Genomic DNA, 17,781 nt, shown 5'->3' with positions numbered 1-17,781 from the left:
TGTTAGTTCAACGAAATGCGGGGTAATTCCCGTGCGTTGGTTTCGTGAAACATCAATTCGTGAATGGTGGCAAATGAAAACTCCATAATCGGCATACTGTCAAGGACTTCATCCACTTCCTCTTCTGAGCGGGCGACGATAATCACCCAAAGACGCGAGCGGTCAAGTGCCAGCGTATAGCTTAATATAGTTCCCTCATTCATCAGTTCATTCACCTGTGCGCGCTGTTCGGGAATGAGTGACATGAACTCCGGCGTAAGCGTCTCCGGGAGTTCAATATCCACCAAGTATTGATGATAGAGATTGATTTCGTCCATGATCCGGTATTAAGGCGTCGAATTCAACTAGTTCTGAAATATCGCTATTTTATTTTAAATTTTTGGAAAAAATAATCCACAGCATATAAATAGGAAGCGGGAAGATCCTTTAAAAGGGATCTTCCCGCAGAACCAGAAAGATTAAAAATAAAGTGAAGTAGTTTGGTTATTTCTTTCTATTATAAACGCCGCCCTGCTGTAAAAGGATGCCTGCTAAGAGAAAGATTTATAACTGGCCAAAATAGAGAATGATTTATCGAAAGGATTGCAGGCAGTTGTAGTTATCTGTATTTTTGGGGCAAATAGAAATCTTTATGAAAAACATCATTTATATAATTATCCTGTCTCTTTTTGCTGTTGCATGCAGTGAGAAAAAGGCACAGGAGTCAACGGAAGGCGAATCTGTGGCAATGGAGGATTCGCTTGTGCTTCCCGGGGAGAGACATTTGAAAAATATGCGCCAGCTCACGTTTGGGGGGGATAATGCGGAGGCTTATTTCAGTTTTGACAGTAAATCGCTTACGCTTCAGCGCACAAATCCCGCAGAAGGTATTCCCTGCGACCAGATATATACAGGGAAATTACCCATATCTGCGGAGGAGCCATTTACTTTAACCCGGGTAAGCAATGGAGAAGGTCGCACGACGTGTTCGTTTTTTATGCCTGGTGACCAGCAGATTATTTTTGCTTCTACCCATGATGCTTCGCCTGACTGTCCGCCGGAAGTTGATCGTACAAAAGTCAAAAAATATGTGTGGCCTATTTATAATGGATATGAGTTGTATATATCAGATCGAGATGGCAGCAATATGAAGCGGCTGACAGAGAATGACGCTTATGATGCGGAGGCCACAGTATCGCCAGATGGTACGCAGATTGTCTTTACCTCTACCCGAAACGGAGACCTTGATCTGTATATCATGAACATAGATGGCAGCAATTTGCATCAGGTGACACATGAAATTGGGTATGACGGAGGTGCTTTTTTTTCGCCTGATGGTAAAAAGTTGATTTTCCGCGCTTCAAGGTTTGAGACGGAGGCGGAAAAGCAGGAATATAAAGAGCTGCTCTCTCAGGGTTTTGTGGCGCCTACGAATATGGAGTTATTTACCTGCAATACAGACGGTTCTGATCTTACTCAGATCACCCACCTTGGCAAAGCCAACTGGGCGCCGTTTTTTCACCCTTCCGGCAAGAAAATCATATTCTCTTCCAACCACGCTTCAGAGACTGGTCGCAGTTTTAATCTGTACATGATCAACCCTGATGGTTCGGAACTGGAGCAGGTGACTTATGAAGCTGAATTTGCCTCCTTCCCGATGTTTTCCTACGACGGTAAAAAACTGGTATTTGCGGGTAACCGCAATAATGGAGGCACTAGAGAAACCAACCTGTTTATTGCCGACTGGGTAGAATGACCGGCGGCGCACTGGCAATCGGTGTGTTTGTGATCCTGAGTTATTTATCAGGGAAAATTGATCTGCCGGGGAGCCTGGTTGGAGGTGTGATTGCTATGGGCATTTTTATGGGAGGCGGTTTTTTTCTGTTGGGTCTGCTGCTGGTATTTTTTGTACTGGGTTCATTGGCGTCCCACTGGCGGAAAGCTGAAAAGCAGAAGATGGGTCTTGCACAGGAGAGCGGCGGAAAACGATCGGTACGGCACGCGATATCCAATGGAGGCGTAGCGGGTCTGTGTGGGTTAATGGCCTGGCTCTTGCCGGAATACGCCACAGTATTTGTGGTGATGACGGCTGCGAGCCTGGCGGCTGCTACTTCTGACACCCTTTCGTCTGAGCTGGGTAATGTGTATGGTCGGCGATTTATTGACCTTATTGGCATGAAACCAGGGCAGCGGGGCAATGATGGTGTGGTAAGTCTGGAGGGAAGTCTTTTTGGAATAGCGGGTAGCGGTGTGATTGCGGGGTTATTTGGTTTTACCCATTCATGGGATGCGGCGGTGGTTGTAATTTTTCTGGCGGGAATTGCCGGGAATATTGTGGATACCTTGTTAGGTGGCACTTTACAGCGGGCGGGCCATCTGACCAATGATCTCGTCAATTTTGGATGTACAGTTTCGTCGGCAGTTTTTGCAGGGATGTTTCTTTCTGTATGAAATGGTTCTACCGGGAAACCTGTAGAATCATGATGCAAAATCAGGTATTACAAAAGGTTGACTTAATGGGCTATTTGGGGTGTAAAATAATTAACAACCCAACCTCATGGAAGTCATCGAAAATACGTCGAAACCATCAGTCCTCAACTATGTTCAAAAAATCGGAGAACGAGCAGAAACCTTTCTGATTCAACTTTCCGACCGGCTGAAATTGCTGGGAGAGGTCGCAATGACCAATGTATTTACAATTGTCCTGCTGATTTTTATCTATCTTTTTTACTGGACATTTCCCCAGGCTAAGGATTTGTTGCTGACGATCAACCAGGAAAACCATTTCCAGATTGTACTCTTTTTTATAAGTCTGATTACGCTGGCAGGAATCAGCTGGTATTTGCCCCGCTATTTTTATGAAGAAAACCAGTCGCAATTCTCCAAACTTAATACCTGGAAAGAAATTTTTGCCACTGATCCGGGGTATAGCCATGGTTATGTTGCCAGTTATACCGATACCTATTCCCGGCATTTCCGGGAAATGATGCCAAGAGTACTGTCCGCTTCATTACTTTTTCTGGTAACACTGGGGATACTGAATGTAGGAAATGAAATAGATCCCGCGGGTTTTCCCTGGAGTATTTCAGCTTATGGCGTACTGGCTGTATTGGGAGGCGCAATACTCCTGATTCTGCTGCTTGAAAATGGATCCCAACCGATATTCTATCAGTTAAATTTCTGGCTCCGGGAGAATGTGGGTAGCAGAGTAGTGTTTTATTTTGGGTTTGTAGGATTGGTCCTGGCCAGATTGATGCTTACCAAGCAGGGCGATTTTAATGACCTGAAATTTTTACTGTTAGCCTCTGCTATAATAAGTTTTTCTTTCCTGGTATTTACCGTTTGCCGGCGATGGATGCCTTTTTTCCAGCATCACAAAAATGTTAGTTATCCGTTGGCTGCTCTGGCTTTACTTTTATCAGCGGTTTTTGTCCTGATCAATGTATTTCCCGGACTGTCGCAGCGCATGAACCCGCTGGTTTGTGCCAATCTCGCTTTTGTATTTTACCTTACGGTATTGTATCTCACCCGTATTTGGGGAATGCGCAAGCGGATTTCGACAGTTCTTTTTCTGTTGACAGCTATTTTTGTCTGTGCAGGTATCACCAATAGCTTTCGCCATCACGAAATCAATTATATCTATAAATCTTACAATCCGGGGAAGCGGCTCACGATGGAAGACTATTTTCGCCAGTGGGAAAACCAGCGGAGAGAGGTAATCCACAGCTATCTGAATTCTCACCCGAATGACTCCTTTCCGATTGTAATTGTGTCAGCAGAAGGCGGTGGATCACGGGCGGCTTTCTGGACTACCCGCGTTCATAGTTATCTGGAACAAGCTATTCCTGGTTATTATCAAAACCATTTATTTGCACTTACCGGCGCATCTGGCGGGAGCACAGGTAACAGTACGTTTTTTGCGATGAAGCAGGGCGATGTCTCACCAGAGAGAATGCCGGCCGTATCGTCGGAAATGTTTCGGGAAAATTATTTATCCTCCTCTCTGACTTTATTGATGGGTGCTGATCTGATAAAGGATATTTTTGGACTTTCCTTTGGTGTTGACCGGGGCAGGCAACTTGAGTATGAATGGAGAAATAAACTGGGAAGCCTCCTGGAAAACGGAAAGACCAATGCGTTTTGCAAACCATATCTGGGATTCTGGTATGGAGGAAAGGGGAATATGCAGTTGAATGATGATGTGGGGCCGCTGCTGTTTTATAATATGACCCGGGTGCAGGGCGGGGAGCATGCGATTGTCTCGCCTGTAAAGATAAATGAATCCGGCTACCGGGGCATAGACCTGCTCGAATCTGTTTACAAACAACATCCGGAGCAGACCCTCCCACTCATAAGTGCAAACCTTCTGAACGCCAGTTTTCCCTATGTCAATCCAGCAGGGCAGATTAAAGACGTAGGCAGCTTTGTGGATGCCGGGTATTTTGACAATTACGGAGCGCGTACGGCATCATACATTTTGAAAGAACTTTCAGCCATACGCGATAGGGATACCACATTCCGGAGGATAAAATTGATTTCCGTTCTGGTCAGAAACGGAACCGTTGACCAGGTATTGTCTGATGCGCCTCCGGTTCCCAGCAATCAGTTGCTCGCACCGGTAATTACGCTGGGTAATCTTCGTTCAGCCATCAACGATCATAATCTGTGGGATTTGAAAAATCAGGCGGATGACTTTTATTCCATTGACCTCCAAAAAGTGCCCGTCATACAGGGCGGAAAGGCAGTTACGCCCATTATTCCGCTGGCACGTTATCTTTCACCTCTGGCTATTACAGCGATGGAAGCGTCTCTTGAAGACATGGGAAGTAATGAATATTCTGCGCTGAGCTATTTAGTAAGGGAGTTGCAGTGAGTATAAAATAAAGGAATTAATATTTCACTATTTTTTGCGCTGCCATTCTTCTTCCCTCTGACTCCAGTGTGCCGAGGTATATTCCGGAAGGCAAATCAAAGGGAACCGCCCAGTGGTTTTGGTGAGGATAAAGCGGGAAATCGGCCAGTTTTTTCCCCTGCACATTCCAAATGGAAAAGTGAAGATCCCTGGATTCTGATGAAGGCAAATCACAGGTAATAGAAAGCCAGTCAGACACCGGCACAGGATATAACTTCAGATGTACCGGTTTGTATTCATCAGTAAGGCCTGTGGTTGCGGTTTCCATTACCCTGAAAAAATCTATTCCCGCTTCGGTGATGTGTTCGGGAGATGTTTCAGCGATTTTGAAGCGGATAAAGTTTGTTGGGCCCAGCGGTCCATAGTCACGAATACGTATGGAAGCGGTATCCCAGTAAGACCGGTAGCCCGAAAACCTGGCAACTTCATACAGCGAACCACCCAGGATCAGTTCTGCGATCAGGGTATCATTACCAGGTAGGCCGGATATATCGTGATTGGCCATCCACCAGTCAAATTTTATGACCGGATCGATATAGGAGGAAAAGTCCATATTAGGAGAAAGCAAAATTGTCGTCCCATTCTGCACATCGTCATTTAATGCATTTCCACCCTGGTTACCTGTAATATAAGCTTTTCTGCCAAGGTCATGGGGCGAATCGTCGTCAGGGTTGTAGATATGTCCCAGGTTAAAAGTAGCCTTGGGAATATCTCTTACCCAGTTGCCTTTTTGAGCAGTGGCGAAAGCCGACCAGTGAAAATCGAAAGTGAAATCATCATAGTAACCACGAGCAAGATAGAATGTCAACGACGGAGATCCCGGGTTTATGTCTGCTCTCAGGTCTGCAGATTGGTATCCCCATTTTCCGGCAATGATTTTATAACCGCCGCTGGTAAAGTTGGCGATTTGGACTTGTCCGTTGTTATCTGTCTTATATATAAATGTGTCTGAGGGTGAGGTGATTTCAATATCTGCATCTGCCAAAGGAGAATTTGTCCCTTCCTCCAAAATGGTAATAGAAAGAGTAACCGGAGCAGCCGGTGTCATCTGTACATTTTGAACTGTGAGTTGACCATTTGTAAGGATCACCGTTCTGATTTCTCTGGCATAGCCGGGTTTCGCGTAGATAACAGAAAATGCACCTGATTCTGTGGAGCCCATTGCATAGTTGCCGGAGGTCGTGGAATAATCGAGTATTCCCGGGCCAACAATTTCGATCTCTACCCCTGGCAAAGGGATTCCTGTGGTCGCTTCGGTAATCAGCCCTTCAAGATGTGAAGCCCTGATATATTGGGGTTGAAGGACATACAGGCCATATTCCATATCGGTTGCGAGAATAAGTCCTGAGGGTAGAAAAGGATAGGCACCCCAGCAGCCCACCAATCCGGGTCCAGTACGGGGAGAGGTATCGAAGTAGCCAATTTCTACAAGATTGTTGGGGCGGGAAGCATCGACAAGGTGTATGCCGTCGGCATAATAAGAGGTAATGAGATAGTCATTGAGAACATGCACATTATGAGGTGCTGCTTTTCCTTTGCTGAGGGAGGATCGGATACGATCCAGTTGTCTTACGTCAGTAGGATCAGAAACGTCCCAAGCGTAGATATACGCATTATTGAGTTCATCGGTAGTAAAACAAACCGTACCGGAGTCATTGAGCCATGTGTTATGAGTAAAAGAATTGATCCAGTCTGTATTGGAGATTTCCTGCGGAGCATTTTTTACAGAAACATCAACGATTGAAAGTAACCCATCATAAATTTCAGCCGAATAGGCGAGATTGCCGCGAACATAGACATCGTGAACATAACGAGGATTATATTGTCCGACATAGACAGGATTCCACGGGTCGGGGTTAAGATCAAATATGCGGAAGCCACCAGTAGAGTTAAAACCTGATTCGTATAAAAATCCATCCGCAATCCACAGGTTGTGAATGGTGTTAACCCCTTGCAAAACAGTATCTTTCCATGAAATAGTTTGAGGAAGGCCGGAAAGGTCGACAATGAGCGTACCCCTGCCGGTTTCATTGGAAACATAAACATAGTGTTGAAAAGTTTTCATATCCCTCCAGATAGAGTTTTCCCCAGGTACGAAGTGAATTTCCTGAGGGTCAGATGGGTTGGCGAGATCGACAATGGACAAACCGTCAAAAGTTCCAACCAGTGCGTATTCGTGTCCGGAACTGTCGGTATAACCCCAGATGTCATTGAGGGGTTTGGGGTATGAGAGATGTCCGGAGAGGGAGAGATTTTGGGGTATTTGCCCAAAGCTTATCAGTGAAAAAAAGATCAGAAAAACCAGTCCTGACAGCGAGATCAACGAGTGTTTGTGCATAGAATATACAGGTAAAAAGTAAATCTACAAACTAATCTGATACGATCGAGCGGCTATATTGCTGATTCGCGGGATAAGATGAAAGGGATTGATTTCCCTGCGATATATTTGTACCATTCCCTAAAAAATCCCAAATTAATGATAAAGGAAATCAGATGATACCCCGGCTGATTGGACAAGGTACCTTGCTACTCACTCTTTTTAGTTTCGGGCTTCTCCACCCCAAGGCAGAAGCACAAACCAGAACGGCTGCTCCCAATGTGCTTGAAATTATGGATCCTGAGACTATGTACTCATTCAGCGGACTGGAGGGAAAGGGGTTTTTAAACAGAAAACCTGTAAACCTTCCCCAGCCTGCGTATGATGGACCGGAGACAGGAATAGTTGGGCTTATATTCAAAATAAAGCCCAATGGAAAAGTCTCTGAAGTGAATCAGGAAACATTTGCACTCACTACCGCAAATGAAAAAATGGTAGAAGCAGCCAAGGCGGCAGTTATTCAGTGGCAGTTCTCTCCACTTCCTGCTTCAGGTGCACAGACCGATAATGATGTTCGTGTGATTATTCAGTTTAATAATTCCCTGTCGGGAGTATTATATTCTGTGGACGGACTTTGCAGGATAGAAGGGTTAGGCGAACGATTTCCGGTACACCTGATTTCTCCACAATATGAGGAAGGGGAAGAGGAAGGGGTTGTTACTGCTGTTGTAAATCTTGCCCCCAATGGATCGGTAAACTTCATTGGAAAGTTTTATGGAGCATATTCACACCAGGCGGTAAGACCCCGTTTGGGAATCATCACCTATTCTGCCATTCGCCAGTGGAAATTTGATCCAATACCAGAAGATAAACCTCAGGAGGATCTGGATGTGACAGTACAGATCAGGTATCAGCGACTGGACTGATTTGCCCAGCCGCGTATACCTTTTAAATCCTTATTCTCTTTTTGCTTCTGGCGTATTGTTTTTATCGAGTAGCCGGGCAGTTTCAACCAGTTGGAGAAATTCAGCACGATAGCCACCTTTATCATCCCCTTTGGCATTGGTTGCGAGTTCATTAACCATGTCGTAGGAGGCATTTCCTTTATATTCTGATTTTCGGAGGAGCATACCAAATGCAGCGACTGCGGCAGAGAACCTGAAGTTATCACTGGAGGCGGCAAGTGTTTGGGTTTTATTTTGGATTGGGCCTTCGATGAGTTTGCTTTGTTCGCCATCGGGCGCTTTATAGCGAAATTTCACATTCATCAATTCGTTGGAAGTCGCTTCAATAGGAACGGCCATCTGGTATTTCAGTTTATCAGTCGTAGGAATCTCAGTAGAAGCGCTCATGGGCACTACTTCATAGAGTGCAGTTACCGTGTGGCCTGATCCGAGTTCTCCCGCGTCTTTTTTGTCATCGTTAAAATCTTCATTTGCCATTACCCGATTTTCATAACCGATCAGGCGGTAGCCTTTGACCAGGGCGGGGTTAAATTCTATTTGTATTTTCACATCTTTCGCTATGGTGTAGAGGGTTCCGCCCATTTCGGTTACAAGCACCTTTTTTGCTTCGAGGATATTATCGATATAGGCATAGTTTCCATTGCCTTTGTCAGCCAGCTGTTCCATTTTACTGTCTTTGTAATTGCCGGAACCGAAACCCAGTACAGAGAGAAAGACCCCGTTTTCCCTTTTCTCTTCGATCATACGGATGAGTTCACCTTCGCTTGAAGGGCCTACATTAAAGTCTCCGTCAGTAGCAAGAATGACCCGGTTGTTTCCCCCTTTGATAAAGTTCTCCTGAGCAATTTTATAAGCAGCGACAATGCCTTCACCACCAGCGGTAGAGCCGCCTGCGCTAAGACTGGAAAGCGTTTCAAGAATAGCTTCTTTATTTGCAGCGGAGGTAGAGGGCAATACCGTGCCGGCGGCACCGGCATAGACGACGATGGCGACCCGGTCTTTTTCTCCCAGTTCATTTACCAGTAGTCGAAAGGCAGATTTTAGCAGCGGGAGTTTGTTGGGTTCATCCATTGAGCCCGAAACGTCAAAGAGAAATACCAGGTTGCTGGGCGGAAGGTTGTCAGCAGGCAGGGATTTGCCCTGAAGACCGATGTGCACGAGGGTGTGTTCGGTATTCCATGGACATTGAGCGACTTCTGTATTGATGGAAAAGGGGTTGTCCCCGGTGGGTTGGGGGTAGTCGTAAGAGAAATAGTTGATCATCTCTTCAATTCTGACAGCATCAGGGTAGGGCATTTGATTGTCGTTTAGGAACCGCCTGATATTGGCGTAGGAAGCTACATCCACGTCAATGGAGAAGGTCGAAAGAGGATTTTGTTTTGCGGAGAGGAACGGATTTTCATAGATACGTTTGTATTCCTCTGTGTTAAAATCTGGCGCAGGTTGTTCTCCATCTTCGATCGGAACGGGTTCAGCCCCAATCACTGGAGGAGGTGCGGGCAACATTTCCATCATATCGGTTTGCCGGGCCGAGTAAGCACCATTGTTTTTACAGGCAGAAAAAATGGTCAGCATGGAGAAAAGGCAAATAAGTCCCCAGAATTTTTGTGAAGATGATGTGGTGTAATTCATACAGTTTGTTGTTGCGTGATAAAACTAAAGGTTTAGTTGGTTTTATAGACAAGATTATATAGCGCTTTATTTTCCATAAAAGAATTTTTTTTTATGTCATTAGATGGTGGAATTTGTTAATTTGTGCTTAGAAATTTTTATTTTCCAGAGAATAAACCGAAATTTACCCCCGTTAACGGGGGTAACTCGAAAAATTCCAGTCGTTTACTCCTCCTCTCTCTCCTCCAACTATTCTGCGCAATATCCAAACCTATTATTACCATGTAGGGTGTTTCACCTAAACCTCTTCTTATGGACCACCACAACTTCGCTTACATAAAGAAAAACTACGCAAAAGTTATCCCCAAAATTTTTGAAGCTGCGGGTGAGCTTTACGCTGATTACTGGAATGACCTTTTTCATTTCGCGATTTTTGAAAACGATGAACAGTCTTTTGAGGAGGCATTTGCGCACACACACCAAAAATATTTGCTCGATGCGGGCATCGCTCAGGCTGAGAATGTCCTCGAACTCGCATGTGGCAGGGGAGGGTTTACCCAAATAATCGCTGACCATACCAAGGGGAGTGTGCTGGGAATTGATATCTCTCCGGCACAACTTCGACAGGCACGTAAACGACAGAGAGAAAATCTCTCCTTTAAAGAGTTTGATATCATGCGTATCAACGAGTTGGGGGATACCTTTGACACAGTGGTTTTTCTTGATGCTGCTTGCTATCTCCCTGATAAAGCGCTGGCAATCAAAAAAATAAAATCTGTCATGAAACCGGGTGCCAAACTCCTGATGGTTGACTGGTGCAAACAACCCGGACTTAACTTTGTCCAGGAGGAACTGATTCTTCATCCCTTTATGAAATACTGGGCTATCCCTAATCTTGAAACGGCTGACAGTTATGAATCTTACTTCCGCCAACAGGGATTTAATATACTGGAGATTACCGACATGAACGATAAAACCCGTAAAAACTGGGACTTCAGTTATGAAAATGGGTTGAAAGGCCTGAAAGAATTATCGGTCAAGGATCTGCCCGGTATGGTTTGGAACAGTATCAAAGCCGGACCCGATGGCATACGGATCATGAAAGAGCAATTCCCCGCGATGTTGTACATTAAAGCTGGATTTGATATTGGTTTTCTTCGCTATGTGTATTTTTTGGTGGAAAACACTTGATTATCCCGCTACTTCATCGAAAGGGCTCTCGGTGAATAAAACAGCGCGACTACCGCAAGTACAATCAAAAAAATAAAACCAGCCCGCAAACTCCATGATTCTGCGATAAAACCTATCAGGACCGGGCCAATCAAAAATCCTGAAAAACCGGCAGTAGCCACTGCGGCAATCCCCTGTGAAGGACTTACGCCTTTTACCTGCGAAGAGGCACTGAACAACACAGGGACAATACAGGAATACCCTAACCCCATCAGGATAAATCCACTTATAGTTATTGCCGGTATGCCCGTAATCACCAATAAACCGCCCCCAATGGCAAGGATACTTCCCATCTGCACAATGAGACGGGCACCCAGCCGATCGATGATGCTATCTCCCCAAAACCGTCCGATCGTCATGCTCATGGAAAAACCGGCATACCCTAATCCCGCCACATAAGAACCTTTGTAAGTCAGATCTTCTATAAAAACAGCACTCCAGTCTGCAATAGCGCCTTCTCCCAACATAATACACACTCCTACCAGCGCAAGGCCAAGTAAGGGTTTCGTGGGAAGCGTAAATGCCGGACCCGTGTCCCCCTCTTCCTGTCCGCTTAACCATACCTGTGGTTTAATGTACAACCATAAAACCGCAATAAGTCCAATCGCTGAAATTGCCATCTGAAGAAAAGGATCCACCTTAAATCCAATCATGGCGCTACCAATAAATGCGCCTACCATTCCTCCCAAACTGAAAAAACCATGGCAGGTAGACATGATCACAGTTGTATATTGTTTTTCCATCGAAGCTGCTACGGCGTTCATGGCAATGTCCATGGCACCCGAAGCCATTCCTCCAATGAAAAGCCCTGCTGCAAGTACCCATACATACTCCGCTGTAACCGGGACAATCATCGCTATACAGAAAAAAGCAGAGCTGACAATCGTCACTTTACCTGCGCCCCATTTTCTAATGAATCTGCTAATTACACTCATGGAAGCGATGGCGCCTAAAGGAAGAAAAAACAGAATCAGACCTAATTCGCCCTCTGACAGCTGGAGTTTGTCCTTTACATAGGGAAGTCTGGTTACCCAGAAACTAAATAAAATACTGTTGATGGCAAAAATAAGCCCGGTACTCAGAAATGCCGGGTTATTCAAAAACTTTTTAAGGTTGGTGATCATTTGCTATGGCTGGTTTCTATACAGGTAATGCTGGATTTGCACAAAATAAAGCGGGTAGGTGTGCCGGAAAGAGCGATTGACCATTGGGAATCCCATTCCCAGATCAAGTCTTGTATTAGAATTGAAAATAAACTGAATACCAGGGTGGATTTCCAGAAAATGATTTTTGAGAAATGCCGGTGTGTCTGAGCCAATAAATACAGTTTCCCCATTTCTAAAGACTTGCCCTTGTCCGCTTGATCTGCCCATAAATTCCAGATAAAGACTGACATTGGTCTGCTTGTAATCTTTGTATTTGAAAGGAAGCAACAAGTAGCCAAGCGAAAGGTTATAGTTGAATGCGCGCCCGTAACGGATTCTCAGTCCGGTTTCCTTTTCTTCGTAATCTGCTGCGGCTACACCGCCCAATGTAAGCGAGGCTGCAAACCGGTGATAAAGCTCTGTCATAATCAACCCCGCCCCCAGGCCTGCATTATCATCCAGCAGACTGGGCTCTGCTTCATCGTGGGCAGCAAATGAAGTGGAACCTTCCGCAAAAGCGGCCATACGGAAATGCTGGTTCCTTCCATCTTTTTTTAGGAAGAGATATTTCGTATAAAAATGAAACCCATTAAACAGCATCGGATGTTTTCCTCCGGTATTAATATCATGGGTGTGAGGAATTCCCCCTTCGTCATCTACAAATCCTTCCGGCAATTGCCTGTCGTGATGATCCGAAGCATTTACCTGGACCCATACAGTCCACGATGGCGATAACCCATACATCGCCCGTAATACGTTTACACTCCGGAGATATTCACCTTCTTTATACATCTCGCTGAATACCCGCACGGCTGTTACTCCTTTGGGCAGGTTACTTGCTGGCTCATTGCGTATAAACAACTCCTGCCCGGAGGCCCGGACTGACATAGTCAATAGCAGAAAAAACAGGCAGGCTCTCATAAAACGATAAAATAGGTGTTGTCTACCTTCAACTCTTCTGGATTGCAGCCGTTGGGATGTACGGTCGTACGGCTTTTATATTCCTTTTTGGTAAGAAAATTTTCGCCAATAAGTTTTACCCGGGAAAAACCCTTTTCGGGTGATTTTTTCCCCTCAGCAAAAATGTAAAGATCATCTCCAATCTGAAAACAATGATTGCCCACCAGTTTTACCCGTGAAAAATCTATTTCCACTTCCAGGGATCTGACCGAAAAACCGGCATCCACAACTTTTTCCGCCAGTGCATTCAGCGAAATTTTTTCTGATTGACGGAAATAAATGATCCCTTCTGTCTGGCTCAGGTTCATCTTCACTGAGTCGACAAAACCAAGCTCCCGGATGGATTTTTCCACGCTTCGGACACACAACGAGCAGGTAAGCCCGTTTACGCCGATTTTTGCCTCGCCAATCTGTGCCGTTGCCGGCAGAAAGCTCCAAAGCAATAAAACCGCAGCAATGATACTCGTTTGATAATGCTTCATACTACAAAGATAATACCTTTAACTTGAGGTAATGAAGCAGTTTTTTGTATATTTCAACCATCAATTCGCAACTTGTTATGATGAAACTTGGATTTGTCAGTGCTATTCTCCCCGACCTGAGTTTTGAGGAAGTTATTGATTTTGCCGCTGAAAATGGTTTTGCCTATGTGGAGGTAATGTGCTGGCCTGAAGGAAAAGCTGACCGACGTTATGCCGGGGTTACACATATTGATGTGTCATCTCTGGATGAAGCCCGTGCAGAAGAAATTAACGCTTACCTAGATTCAAAAGGGGTGAAAATTTCGGGTCTGGGCTATTACCCCAACCCCATGGATCGCGATGATGAAAAAAGCCACTTTTTTCTCTCGCATCTGGCTAAAGTCATTCGTGCTGCCAATATGCTGGGCCTCAATCAGGTCAATACTTTTGTAGGCCGTGATCAGGAAAAAAATCTGGAGGAAAACCTGGAGAAATTCCGTCAGGTTTGGCCACCTATTATTCAATACGCCGAAGACAATGGGGTAAATATCGGCATCGAAAACTGCCCGATGTACTTTACCTACAATGAGTGGCCCGCCGGACAAAATATCGCCTACGCGCCGGCTATCTGGCGGCAGATGTATGAGATCATTCCTTCTACCAATTTCGGCCTCAATTATGATCCTTCTCACCTGCTCTGGATGCAGATGAATTACCTCCGCCCGATCTACGAATTCCGCGAAAGAATCCTCCACGTCCATATTAAAGATGCTAAAGTTTATCCCGAAAAACTGGACGACGTAGGAATCCTCGCTACCCCTCTCTCCTTTCATTCTCCCAAACTCCCGGGACTTGGAGATATCAACTGGGGTGCCTACTTCTCTGCTTTGAATGATATTGGCTATGATGGCCCCGTATGTATCGAGGTGGAAGACAAAGCGTATGAAGGTTCTCTCGAAAATCGCAAACTTGCCCTTATCCAAAGCCGCGACTACCTCCGGCAATGGGTAGTGAAGTAATACTGTATGAATACTACTACGAAACTTTTCTTTATCTCAAGCTTATTGACGCTTGTTGTCTGGGGTATACCTGGCTGCAAACCGGCTGGCAATTCCTCCGAAAGCTACCCTGCCCGACCGATTACTCTTATCGTTCCCTGGAATCCCGGTGGTGGTACAGACCTCTCTTCCCGTGCCATGGCCGCTGTCTTGCAGGATGTCCTCGGCCAACCGGTAAATGTCGTCAACCGCACCGGTGGCGGTGGCGTTGTCGGACATCTGGCCATCTCTCAGGCGAAACCTGATGGCTACACAATCGGTGCAATCACCATGGAAGTGACCATGCTCCACTGGCAGGGATTGACAGATCTCACCTATCAGGATTTTACCCCACTGGCCCTGATCATGAACAACGCCGCCTCTGTAACCGTCCGCAAGGATGCGCCCTGGAATACACTTGACGAACTCCTTGCCGATATTCGCGCCAATCCGGGTAAGTTTCGCGCTTCTGGTACCTCCAAAGGCGCAATCTGGGACCTCGCCAGAATTGGCTTCCTCAAAGCTGCCGGACTTCCCGAAACCGCGCTCCCCTGGGTGCCCAGTCAGGGGGCTGCGCCTGCATTGCAGGAACTGATAGCCGGTGGGGTAGATGTCGTAACAGCGGCAGTTGCCGAAGTGGAGGGTATGCGTAAAGCCGGTGAAGTCAAAGTGCTGGCCGTCATGGCTCCCGAAAGACTTGACAATTTTCCGGATGTACCCACTCTTAAAGAACAGGGCGTGGACTGGTCGCTTGGGGGATGGATTTCTATTGGCGCCCCTGCTGGTCTTCCCACTGAAATAGTTGCAAAACTGGACTCTGCCCTCGCAGTAGCGGCTCAACAACCCGCTTATCTGGAAGCGATGAATCAGGCAGGATTTAATATCCAGTCTATGTCTGCCGCAGCCTTTGGTGCCTTTATCGCCGATCAGGACAGAATCAATGGCGAGCTCATTCAATCTGCCGGACTGGCAAGACAATAAACGCTTATGCAACTTTTTACTTCCAACCGGATTTCAGGTCTTTCGCTGGTTGTAATTGCTGCCGCTGTCTGGCTGTATGCAGGTACTTTTCCTGTTTTAGATGAAAATCATCCCGGGCCTTCTCTTTTTCCGCGGATGATTGCGCTGTCCATTGCGATCGCTGGCGTTGCCCTCGTTTTTACCAGGTCAACCCCAAAAGAAGCGGAAGCCACGGTCTATGAATTCTCCGGCGACCACTTTCGCCTGATGGGACTATTGGCCGGAACAGCGCTCATACCGCTTTTGTACGAATTTGCCGGCCTTATGCCCTGTATTGCGGGAATCGTTTTGCTGGCAGGTTTTCTGTTTAAAGCCAACTGGCGGGCTGCAATACTCACCGCTGCGGGTACAACCCTGGCGATCTACTGGATTTTTGGTTTATTACTTGGGGTACCGATATGACACAGCTATTTTCCTGGGAAGGAATTGCCGCACTGTTGCTGGGCGGATTATATGGCGCTGTTTTTGGCGCAATTCCCGGACTCACAGCGACCCTCGCTGTGGCCTTGTTTATACCTTTGGCTTTTTTCCTCGATCCGATGATTGCCCTGCCTGCAATTATCGCAATCTCTTCTGTCGCGATTTATGCGGGTGATGTGGGGGCCGCTGTCGCAAAAATTCCGGGTACACCTGCCAGTGCCGCTTATACGGAAGAACTGTATGCAATCAGCCAGCGCCGTGGCCCCATGTACGGGCTTGGAATCAGCGCCATCGGATCTTCCGTCGGGGGAATAATCGGGACTTTGATTCTCGTCGCCAGTGCCACGGGTATCGCTTCCGTAACCAAACAATTTGCCTCGTTTGAATACTTCTGGATTGCTGTCCTGGGGTTGACCGCAGGCGTTTTTGCTTCGGGCGATTCTCCGCTGAAAGGTGCGATTTCTCTGCTTATCGGCTTGCTGCTTGCCACAGTCGGCGTGGACCCGACAATGGGTTACCCTCGGTTTGACTTTGGCTCACCCAACCTTCTCAGCGGGCTAAATTATATCGTCGTGATGATCGGGCTGTTTGGTTTTTCGGAAGTGCTCGAAAACCTTTACCGCCGCAGCGCGGTCGGGGAAGTAGAACCCGCTTCCCATGACCATTCGGCACGCAACTTTTTTCTCAGCCCGCTCCTGCTGATCTGGAAAGAAAAATGGCTTGTCCTTCGATCCTCCCTGATCGGCGTATTTGTAGGATTTTTGCCTGGTGCCGGTGCTGACATCGGCGCCTGGGTATCGAGCAGTATCCAGAAACTAAGGGGAAAAGGATTGCCACAGGAAGACCAGATCGTGCTTTCCGGCACAACCAGCAATAATGCCGCTGTGGCCAGTGCCTGGATCCCTGCGCTTGCGCTCGGACTTCCCGGTGATACAATCACGGCCATTATCCTCGGCGTATTTATGATGAAGGGAATCACCCCCGGGCCGCTGTTGTTTCAGGAGCAGCCAGACCTGATCTGGGCATTGTATCTGACATTTCTGATTGCCAATGTGATCCTGCTGCCTTTTTACGGATACTGGCTGGCGCGGATGGCGGCATTTGTCACAAGATTGCCGGTTTCGGTTTTGATGAGCATTATCACGGGGATCTGTATCACCGGCGCCTATGCGATCAACAACAATCCTGTGGATATCTGGATCATGATGGGTGCGGGAATTATGGCATTTACGCTGAGAAGGGCGGGATTTCCCCTGGCGCAGATCGTGCTGGGCATGGTGCTGGGGCCGATTATGGAAACCAATTTTATGATGTCGGCTATCAAATCGCAGTGGAACTTCTGGGCGTTTTTTGACCGGCCAATTGCGCTTTTATTTATGGCGCTGACGATTTTGCTGGTCGTGGCGGGGTTTACGGCTAGGAGGAAATTTTTGCGGTCGTGAGGGAGAAAGGTGCTTAAAATAGGATTGCGTTAATCCGAAAATATGCTAATCCTCTCCTATACTTTTCAAAACCTTTTCAACCAGTTTTTTTATCCAGCCTAAACCCTATTTCAATTAATTTTTCAACACTTGTTTTAACCGAAAGCAATATGTCCTGTTGTTTTGCCTGAATAAGTACGCCCAATACTCCGACAACCTTGATTCCATAAGAATCTGCAATTAATCTGCCTCGGTATTCATCAATCAGCAAATATTGCGTTGGTTCTTCCAATGCTGTAGATT

General features: G+C 46.4%; 16 protein-coding genes. 9 read left to right on the top strand and 7 right to left on the bottom strand.

All coding sequences use genetic code 11. From position 1 onward, the window contains the following. Positions 1-2 precede the first annotated feature (2 nt). Complete coding sequence (locus R3D00_26760) at positions 3-317, bottom strand: muconolactone Delta-isomerase family protein (GenBank protein MEZ4776806.1); 315 nt, start codon at positions 315-317, stop codon at positions 3-5. Positions 318-631: 314 nt separating this feature from the next. On the opposite strand from R3D00_26760, the gene R3D00_26755 reads away from it, so the two are divergent. From R3D00_26755 to R3D00_26745, 3 genes are all read left to right on the top strand, one after another. Beyond that, a complete protein-coding gene (locus R3D00_26755; GenBank protein ID MEZ4776805.1) occupies positions 632-1,735 on the top strand; it encodes a hypothetical protein in 1,104 nt (367 codons plus the stop codon). Continuing rightward, positions 1,732-2,430, top strand: a complete 699-nt coding sequence (locus tag R3D00_26750) for a DUF92 domain-containing protein (protein MEZ4776804.1) — start codon at positions 1,732-1,734, stop codon at positions 2,428-2,430. Before R3D00_26755 ends, R3D00_26750 begins: the two co-directional genes overlap by 4 nt. A gap of 106 nt (positions 2,431-2,536) precedes the next feature. Continuing rightward, positions 2,537-4,852, top strand: coding sequence for a hypothetical protein (locus R3D00_26745; GenBank protein ID MEZ4776803.1), 2,316 nt, complete (start codon positions 2,537-2,539; stop codon positions 4,850-4,852). A 16-nt stretch (positions 4,853-4,868) separates the two neighbouring features. Here the strand turns inward: R3D00_26745 and R3D00_26740 are convergent, their stop codons facing one another. Next, the gene (locus R3D00_26740) at positions 4,869-7,229 is read right to left on the bottom strand and encodes a choice-of-anchor B family protein (protein MEZ4776802.1); all 2,361 of its coding nucleotides are present in this window, start codon (positions 7,227-7,229) and stop codon (positions 4,869-4,871) included. A gap of 155 nt (positions 7,230-7,384) precedes the next feature. On the opposite strand from R3D00_26740, the gene R3D00_26735 reads away from it, so the two are divergent. Next, entirely contained in the window at positions 7,385-8,134 is a 750-nt protein-coding gene (locus R3D00_26735; GenBank protein MEZ4776801.1) for a hypothetical protein, read from the top strand. Between the two features lie 30 nt (positions 8,135-8,164). On the opposite strand, the gene R3D00_26730 is transcribed toward R3D00_26735, so the two are convergent. After that, a complete protein-coding gene (locus R3D00_26730) occupies positions 8,165-9,805 on the bottom strand; it encodes a VWA domain-containing protein (protein ID MEZ4776800.1) in 1,641 nt (546 codons plus the stop codon). A gap of 291 nt (positions 9,806-10,096) precedes the next feature. Here R3D00_26730 and R3D00_26725 point away from each other — a divergent pair, with 291 nt between their 5' ends. After that, positions 10,097-10,975 carry a methyltransferase domain-containing protein gene (locus R3D00_26725; GenBank protein MEZ4776799.1) on the top strand — a complete coding sequence of 293 codons (879 nt, stop codon included), beginning with the start codon at positions 10,097-10,099 and terminating at the stop codon, positions 10,973-10,975. 8 nt (positions 10,976-10,983) lie between these two features. Here the strand turns inward: R3D00_26725 and R3D00_26720 are convergent, their stop codons facing one another. Genes R3D00_26720 through R3D00_26710 form a run of 3 tightly spaced genes read right to left on the bottom strand, consistent with a single transcriptional unit; the run spans position 10,984 to position 13,601 of the window. Continuing rightward, complete coding sequence (locus R3D00_26720) at positions 10,984-12,138, bottom strand: MFS transporter (GenBank protein ID MEZ4776798.1); 1,155 nt, start codon at positions 12,136-12,138, stop codon at positions 10,984-10,986. Between the two features lie 3 nt (positions 12,139-12,141). Next, positions 12,142-13,080, bottom strand: coding sequence for a hypothetical protein (locus R3D00_26715; GenBank protein ID MEZ4776797.1), 939 nt, complete (start codon positions 13,078-13,080; stop codon positions 12,142-12,144). Beyond that, positions 13,077-13,601, bottom strand: a complete 525-nt coding sequence (locus tag R3D00_26710; GenBank protein MEZ4776796.1) for a heavy metal-associated domain-containing protein — start codon at positions 13,599-13,601, stop codon at positions 13,077-13,079. The genes R3D00_26715 and R3D00_26710 overlap by 4 nt, the downstream gene beginning before the upstream one ends. Before the next feature lie 80 nt (positions 13,602-13,681). Between R3D00_26710 and R3D00_26705 the strand changes: the two genes are divergently transcribed. From R3D00_26705 to R3D00_26690, 4 genes are read left to right on the top strand one after another with little or no spacing between them, the layout of a single operon-like run. Then, positions 13,682-14,599 carry a sugar phosphate isomerase/epimerase family protein gene (locus R3D00_26705; protein ID MEZ4776795.1) on the top strand — a complete coding sequence of 306 codons (918 nt, stop codon included), beginning with the start codon at positions 13,682-13,684 and terminating at the stop codon, positions 14,597-14,599. A 6-nt stretch (positions 14,600-14,605) separates the two neighbouring features. Further along, complete coding sequence (locus R3D00_26700; protein MEZ4776794.1) at positions 14,606-15,598, top strand: tripartite tricarboxylate transporter substrate binding protein; 993 nt, start codon at positions 14,606-14,608, stop codon at positions 15,596-15,598. Positions 15,599-15,604: 6 nt separating this feature from the next. Then, a complete protein-coding gene (locus R3D00_26695) occupies positions 15,605-16,039 on the top strand; it encodes a tripartite tricarboxylate transporter TctB family protein (protein ID MEZ4776793.1) in 435 nt (144 codons plus the stop codon). Next, positions 16,036-17,499 carry a tripartite tricarboxylate transporter permease gene (locus R3D00_26690; GenBank protein ID MEZ4776792.1) on the top strand — a complete coding sequence of 488 codons (1,464 nt, stop codon included), beginning with the start codon at positions 16,036-16,038 and terminating at the stop codon, positions 17,497-17,499. Before R3D00_26695 ends, R3D00_26690 begins: the two co-directional genes overlap by 4 nt. A 76-nt stretch (positions 17,500-17,575) precedes the next feature. Here the strand turns inward: R3D00_26690 and R3D00_26685 are convergent, their stop codons facing one another. Next, complete coding sequence (locus R3D00_26685) at positions 17,576-17,770, bottom strand: DUF3368 domain-containing protein (GenBank protein ID MEZ4776791.1); 195 nt, start codon at positions 17,768-17,770, stop codon at positions 17,576-17,578. Positions 17,771-17,781 lie beyond the last annotated feature (11 nt).

The sequence above is a fragment of the Bacteroidia bacterium genome, assembly GCA_041391665.1.
GTDB lineage: Bacteria > Bacteroidota > Bacteroidia > J057 > J057 > JAGQVA01.
Note: the sequence above shows the minus strand (reverse complement) of the source record. Positions and strands in the feature narration are given on the sequence as shown.

Excerpts from the sequence above, each read along its gene's own strand:
- R3D00_26715 (MEZ4776797.1), bottom strand. The coding sequence starts at position 13,080 with ATGAGAGCCTGCCTGTTTTTTCTGCTATTGACTATGTCAGTCCGGGCC.
- R3D00_26735 (MEZ4776801.1), top strand. The coding sequence starts at position 7,385 with ATGATACCCCGGCTGATTGGACAAGGTACCTTGCTACTCACTCTTTTT.
- R3D00_26710 (MEZ4776796.1), bottom strand. The coding sequence starts at position 13,601 with ATGAAGCATTATCAAACGAGTATCATTGCTGCGGTTTTATTGCTTTGG.
- R3D00_26720 (MEZ4776798.1), bottom strand. The coding sequence starts at position 12,138 with ATGATCACCAACCTTAAAAAGTTTTTGAATAACCCGGCATTTCTGAGT.
- R3D00_26695 (MEZ4776793.1), top strand. The coding sequence starts at position 15,605 with ATGCAACTTTTTACTTCCAACCGGATTTCAGGTCTTTCGCTGGTTGTA.
- R3D00_26745 (MEZ4776803.1), top strand. The coding sequence starts at position 2,537 with ATGGAAGTCATCGAAAATACGTCGAAACCATCAGTCCTCAACTATGTT.
- R3D00_26755 (MEZ4776805.1), top strand. The coding sequence starts at position 632 with ATGAAAAACATCATTTATATAATTATCCTGTCTCTTTTTGCTGTTGCA.
- R3D00_26725 (MEZ4776799.1), top strand. The coding sequence starts at position 10,097 with ATGGACCACCACAACTTCGCTTACATAAAGAAAAACTACGCAAAAGTT.
- R3D00_26760 (MEZ4776806.1), bottom strand. The coding sequence starts at position 317 with ATGGACGAAATCAATCTCTATCATCAATACTTGGTGGATATTGAACTC.
- R3D00_26740 (MEZ4776802.1), bottom strand. The coding sequence starts at position 7,229 with ATGCACAAACACTCGTTGATCTCGCTGTCAGGACTGGTTTTTCTGATC.
- R3D00_26700 (MEZ4776794.1), top strand. The coding sequence starts at position 14,606 with ATGAATACTACTACGAAACTTTTCTTTATCTCAAGCTTATTGACGCTT.
- R3D00_26750 (MEZ4776804.1), top strand. The coding sequence starts at position 1,732 with ATGACCGGCGGCGCACTGGCAATCGGTGTGTTTGTGATCCTGAGTTAT.
- R3D00_26730 (MEZ4776800.1), bottom strand. The coding sequence starts at position 9,805 with ATGAATTACACCACATCATCTTCACAAAAATTCTGGGGACTTATTTGC.
- R3D00_26705 (MEZ4776795.1), top strand. The coding sequence starts at position 13,682 with ATGAAACTTGGATTTGTCAGTGCTATTCTCCCCGACCTGAGTTTTGAG.
- R3D00_26690 (MEZ4776792.1), top strand. The coding sequence starts at position 16,036 with ATGACACAGCTATTTTCCTGGGAAGGAATTGCCGCACTGTTGCTGGGC.